At 66.3% G+C, this 1548-nt stretch carries 2 protein-coding genes; both read right to left on the bottom strand.

Going from position 1 to position 1548, the window contains the following annotated elements; all coding sequences use genetic code 11:
• A partial coding sequence (locus MHK05_RS11785; protein ID WP_239206890.1) for an NUDIX hydrolase occupies positions 1-320 on the bottom strand: 320 nt, incomplete at its 3' end.
• Between the two features lie 20 nt (positions 321-340).
• The gene (locus tag MHK05_RS11790) at positions 341-1525 is read right to left on the bottom strand and encodes an Nramp family divalent metal transporter (protein ID WP_011272788.1); all 1185 of its coding nucleotides are present in this window, start codon (positions 1523-1525) and stop codon (positions 341-343) included.
• Between the last annotated feature and the right edge of the window lie 23 nt (positions 1526-1548).

Below are 1548 nucleotides of genomic sequence, written 5' to 3' on the forward strand. Positions count from 1 at the left end.
ACCCAGGCGGTGTCGCCGATTTCGGCGGCGGCATGGGGTTCGTCGGCGGTGACGGTGCGGGTGTAGGTGAAGATGGTGCCGACGACGACCTCGCCCGGTTCGTTGGCGGCGGGAGCGTCGAAGGTGCCGAGTTTGTTGAGGCTCTCGGCGTCGAGGGTGAGGCCTACTTCTTCGGCAACTTCGCGCAGGGCGGCGTCGACAAGCGCCTCGCCCGCCTCGGGCTTGCCGCCGGGCAGTTGGTACTTGGTGGAGGACTTCTTGCGCACGGTAAGCACGTGGCCTTGTGGGTTGCGGATGACGACGGCTGCTACTTCAATCATGGCTGCTGATTGTAGGCGGCCTAGAGCAGCGGCAGGAGCACGAGGGCGAGATTGAGTGCGATGACCAGCGCGGCAAGCGTCCAGCCCACGGCCATAGACCAGGGTTTCGCGGCGAACTCACCCATGACGTCCCGGGAGCCGGCATAGCGGAAAAGCGGGATGATGGCGAAGGGGATGCCCAGGGAAAGAAGTGCCTGGCTGACCACCAGTGCCATAGTGGGGTCGACCCCGCAGCCGATGATGACCAGCGCCGGGATGAGCGTGACCAGGCGGCGGACTAGTAGGGGGACCTTGATGTGAAGCAGGCCGTCCATGATTTCGGAGCCGGCGTAGGCGCCCACTGACGTCGAGGCGAGGCCGCTGGCCAGCAGGCCGATGGCGAAGAGAACGCCGGCCAGCGGGCCGAGGTGGCTGGCAATCGCCGTGTGGGCCCCGGAGATGGTCTCTGTGCCGTCCACGCCGTAGAGGGCCGAGCCCGCCAGGACCAGCAGGCCCACGTTGACGAGCCCGGCGATGGACAGCGCCACGGCGATGTCCGCGCGGGTGCCGGCCAGCACGTGGGGGATTTCCAGGTCGGGGTAGCGCTGCTTGGTCAGGGAGGAGTGTAGGTAAATGGCGTGCGGCATGACGGTGGCGCCCAACATGGAGGCGGCCAGCAGGATGCTGTCCTTGCCCTCTAGGCGGGGGATGAGGCCGCCGGCCACGTCGGCGGGGTCGGGCGGGGCGATGGCGAGGCCGGCAAGGAAGCCGATGCAGATGACCAGGAGCAGGCCGATGACAAGCCCCTCGAACCACTGGTTCTTCTTCTGGAAGATGAGGAGAATGATGGAGACCGCGCCGATGATGAGCGCGCCCGCGAACAGGGGGAGGTTGAAGAGGAGTTGCAGGGCAATGGCGCCGCCGATGACTTCGGCGAGGTCGGTGGCCGCGGCGATGAGCTCGGCCTGGGCCCACATGCCTAGGCGCGCGCGGCGGGAGAGACGCTCGCCCATGATTTCCGGCAGGGAGCGGTGGGTGACTAGGCCCAGTTTGGCGGAGTGGTACTGGATGAACATGGCCATGAGGTTGGCCACGACGAGTACCCACACCAGGAGGTAGCCGTAGTGGGAGCCGGCGCTGATGTTGGCGGCTACGTTGCCGGGGTCGACGTAAGCCACTGCAGCAACGAAGGCGGGGCCGGTGAGGCTGATTAAGGTCTTACGCATAGGCATCTCCATACCAAAAGTTC

It is taken from the genome of Corynebacterium nasorum (assembly GCF_022347325.1).
GTDB classification, from domain to species: Bacteria; Actinomycetota; Actinomycetes; order Mycobacteriales; family Mycobacteriaceae; genus Corynebacterium; species Corynebacterium kefirresidentii.